Source organism: Rhodovulum tesquicola, from assembly GCF_024128855.1.
Classification (GTDB): Bacteria; Pseudomonadota; Alphaproteobacteria; order Rhodobacterales; family Rhodobacteraceae; genus Rhodovulum; species Rhodovulum tesquicola.
Genome location: NZ_JAMYDV010000049.1, coordinates 1 through 3,620, shown reverse-complemented (window position 1 = coordinate 3,620; position 3,620 = coordinate 1). Strand labels below are relative to the sequence as shown.

The 3,620-nt window shown below is 63.5% G+C and carries 4 protein-coding genes; all 4 read right to left on the bottom strand.

Going from position 1 to position 3,620, the window contains the following annotated elements; translation table 11 throughout:
* Window positions 1-125, bottom strand: a 125-nt coding sequence (locus NHN26_RS17240; RefSeq protein ID WP_253088645.1) for a GTP-binding protein, incomplete at its 3' end; no start/stop codon positions are given.
* 83 nt (window positions 126-208) lie between these two features.
* Window positions 209-2,332: an elongation factor G gene (fusA, locus tag NHN26_RS17235; protein ID WP_253090533.1), complete on the bottom strand. Its 2,124-nt coding sequence runs from the start codon at window positions 2,330-2,332 to the stop codon at window positions 209-211.
* Window positions 2,333-2,356: 24 nt separating this feature from the next.
* Window positions 2,357-2,827 carry a 30S ribosomal protein S7 gene (gene rpsG, locus NHN26_RS17230; protein WP_132697050.1) on the bottom strand — a complete coding sequence of 157 codons (471 nt, stop codon included), beginning with the start codon at window positions 2,825-2,827 and terminating at the stop codon, window positions 2,357-2,359.
* Window positions 2,828-2,839: 12 nt separating this feature from the next.
* Window positions 2,840-3,211 (bottom strand): 30S ribosomal protein S12, encoded by a 372-nt coding sequence (gene rpsL / locus NHN26_RS17225; RefSeq protein ID WP_132546720.1) that lies wholly within the window; start codon window positions 3,209-3,211, stop codon window positions 2,840-2,842.
* Window positions 3,212-3,620: the final 409 nt, after the last annotated feature.

Sequence of the window (3,620 nt, the reverse complement as noted above, 5' to 3'; positions counted from 1 at the left end):
TAGGCCTTGAACTCGCCGAAATACTTCGTGATCGCCGCCGTCAGCGTCGTCTTGCCGTGGTCAACGTGACCAATCGTCCCGATGTTCACATGCGGTTTCGTACGTTCGAACTTTGCCTTACCCATGGGGGCCTCCTGCTAACTGGTCCGGCGGTGGGTTGGCACCCACCCTACGGTTTGTGTGTAGGGTGGGTGAACCCCACCGGGCGTCAGGCGTATTTCGCCTGGATTTCGTCACTGATGTTCTGCGGCACCGGCTCGTAATGGTCGAACTGCATCGTGAACTGCGCGCGGCCCGAAGACATCGAGCGCAGAGTGTTGATGTAGCCGAACATGTTGGCCAGCGGCACGAAGGCGTTGATGACATTCGCGTTGCCGCGGCTGTCCTGGCCCTGCACCTGCCCCCGACGGGAGGTCAGGTCGCCGATGATGCCGCCGGTATATTCCTCGGGCGTCACCACCTCGACCTTCATGATCGGCTCGAGCAGCTTGGCGCCGGCCTTCTTGAGACCTTCGCGCATAGCGGCCCGCGAGGCGATCTCGAAGGCGAGAACCGAGGAGTCGACGTCGTGATAGGCGCCGTCCACCAGGGCCACCTTGAAGTCGATCACCGGGAAGCCCGCCAGCGGACCGGAATCCATCACCGACTGGATACCCTTCTCGACGCCGGGGATGTATTCCTTCGGCACCGCACCACCCACGATCTTGCTTTCGAAGCTGTAGCCTTCGCCCGCCGCGGTCGGCTCGATCTCGAGCTTGATGCGTGCGAACTGGCCCGAACCGCCGGTCTGCTTCTTGTGGGTATAGTCGATCTCGGCCTTGTGGCTGATGGTTTCGCGATAGGCCACCTGGGGCGCACCGATATTCGCCTCGACCTTGAACTCCCGCTTCATGCGGTCGACAAGGATGTCGAGGTGAAGTTCGCCCATGCCCTTCATGATGGTCTGGCCGGACTCGAGGTCGGTCTCGACGCGGAAGGACGGATCCTCGGCGGCCAGACGTTGCAGCGCCTGGGCCATCTTCTCCTGATCGGCCTTGGTCTTGGGTTCGACCGCGATCTCGATCACCGGCTCGGGGAAGGTCATCGTCTCCAGGACCACCGCCTTGGCCGGATCGCAGAGCGTGTCGCCGGTCGTGGTCTCCTTCAGCCCCGCAAGCGCGATGATGTCGCCGGCGAACGCCTCGTCGATTTCCTCGCGGTTGATGGCGTGCATCATCATCATCCGCCCGACCCGCTCGCGCTTGCCCTTGGTCGAGTTCATCATCTGGTCGCCCTTCTTGAGCTGACCGGAATAGATGCGCGTGAAGGTGAGCGAACCGACGAACGGGTCGTTCATGATCTTGAACGCAAGGCCCGCAAAGGGCTGCGCGTCATCGGCCGACCGCTCGATATTGCGGGTCTCGGTCTCATCGCCCGGGGCAAAGCCCATATAGGCCGGCACGTCGAGCGGGCTCGGCAGGAAGTCGATCACCGAGTTCAGCAGCGGCTGAACACCCTTGTTCTTGAACGCCGAACCGGCGGTCACCGGCACGAAGGACAGGCTGAGCGTGCCCTTGCGTATCAGCTTGCGCAGGGTGGGAACGTCCGGCTCGTTGCCTTCGAGATAGGCCTCCATCGCGGCATCGTCCTGCTCGACGGCAAGCTCGACCAGCGTGGCGCGCCATTCGTCGGCCAGGTCCTTCAGCTCGTCGCGGATCGGCTGGCGGGTCCAGGAGGCCCCCAGATCCTCGCCCTTCCAGGTCCACTCTTCCATCGAGATCAGGTCGATGATGCCCTCGAGATTGTCCTCGGCCCCGATCGGCAGCGCGATCGGCGCGGGCGTGGCGCCCGTGCGGTCCTTGATCATCTTCACGCAGTTGAAGAAATCGGCGCCGATCTTGTCCATCTTGTTGACGAACACGATGCGCGGAACCTTGTAGCGGTCGGCCTGGCGCCAGACGGTCTCGGTCTGCGGCTCGACACCGGCATTGGCGTCCAGCAGGCAGATCGCCCCGTCGAGCACGGCAAGCGAACGCTCCACCTCGATGGTGAAGTCGACGTGTCCGGGGGTGTCGATGATGTTGAACCGGAACTTGGTGTCGGACGTCCCCTCGGCGGTCGGATCCTCCTGGCGCTGCCAGAAGGTCGTGGTCGCGGCGGAGGTGATGGTGATCCCGCGCTCCTGCTCCTGCTCCATCCAGTCCATGGTGGCGGCGCCGTCATGGACTTCGCCAAGCTTGTGGGACTTGCCGGTATAGAACAGGATACGCTCGGTCGTGGTCGTCTTGCCAGCGTCGATATGCGCCATGATACCGAAGTTTCGGTAGCGCTCGAGGGGGTATTCGCGTGCCATTGGTTCGGTTCCCGGCCTTGTCTGTTACCAGCGGTAGTGGCTGAACGCCTTGTTGGCGTCGGCCATCTTGTGGGTGTCTTCGCGCTTCTTCACCGCGGTGCCGCGGGACTGGACGGCATCGACCAGTTCGCCCGCCAGGCGCTCTTCCATGGTGTTCTCGTTGCGCTTGCGGCTGGCGTCGATCAGCCAGCGGATCGCCAGCGCCTCGCGGCGCTCGGGGCGCACTTCGACCGGCACCTGGTAGGTGGCGCCGCCGACCCGGCGCGAGCGCACCTCGACCGAGGGCTTCACATTGTCGAGCGCCTCGTGGAAGACCTCGATCGGGGCGCGCTTGAGGCGGCTCTCGACGCGGTCCAGCGCCGAGTAGACGATGCGCTCGGCGACCGATTTCTTGCCGTCGACCATCAGGTTATTCATGAATTTCGTCAGAACCCGATCGCCGAACTTGGCATCGGGCAGGACTTCGCGCTTTTCGGCGGCGTGGCGGCGGGACATCGACGTCTCTCCTTACTTCGGACGCTTGGCGCCGTATTTCGAACGGCGCTGCTTGCGGTCTTTGACGCCCTGGGTATCCAGCACACCGCGCAGGATGTGATAGCGGACACCCGGAAGGTCCTTGACCCGGCCGCCGCGGATCAGCACGACCGAGTGTTCCTGAAGGTTGTGGCTCTCGCCGGGGATATAGCTGATCACCTCGAAACCGTTGGTGAGGCGCACCTTGGCAACCTTCCGCATGGCCGAGTTCGGCTTCTTCGGCGTGGTGGTGTAGACGCGCGTGCAGACACCCCGCTTCTGCGGGCAACCCTGCAGGTGCTGGGACTTCTGGCGTTTCACTTTCGGCTGCCGCGGCTTGCGGATCAGCTGCTGGATTGTCGGCATTCCGGTTCCCCGTGTTGCAACCCGTTCAAATCTCGTCTTCGTCGGCGCCTCGTGCGTCCACGAAACGCGAAAGCCGCATGCGCTCCCATCTGCCCGGGAACGACGCGGTGGAATTCCAGAGGATCGGGGCTTGGGGGCCCGGATCGTGACCACTACAGTTCTGATTTCGGGCATGGCGGACAAGGCCGCCGCCCCGAGTTCGCGCCGTATAGGAGGAGTCGGAGGGCTTGTCAACACCGATCCCCGCCAGAACGGCCCGCCAATGCACGGCCCAATGGCGCATTGAGGTGGTCCCCAGAAACTGGACAGTTTGCTAAGCTTGCCGCCGAGGAAGACGAGGACGAACAGCGTGGCTGGCAAACGGAAGAACTACAGCGCGGACTTCAAGGCGAAGGTGGCGCTTGAAGCC

What these genes read in the sequence shown, in the direction of transcription:
- fusA (WP_253090533.1), bottom strand. Translation starts at nt 2,332, where the DNA reads ATGGCACGCGAATACCCCCTCGAGCGCTACCGAAACTTCGGTATCATG.
- rpsG (WP_132697050.1), bottom strand. Translation starts at nt 2,827, where the DNA reads ATGTCCCGCCGCCACGCCGCCGAAAAGCGCGAAGTCCTGCCCGATGCC.
- rpsL (WP_132546720.1), bottom strand. Translation starts at nt 3,211, where the DNA reads ATGCCGACAATCCAGCAGCTGATCCGCAAGCCGCGGCAGCCGAAAGTG.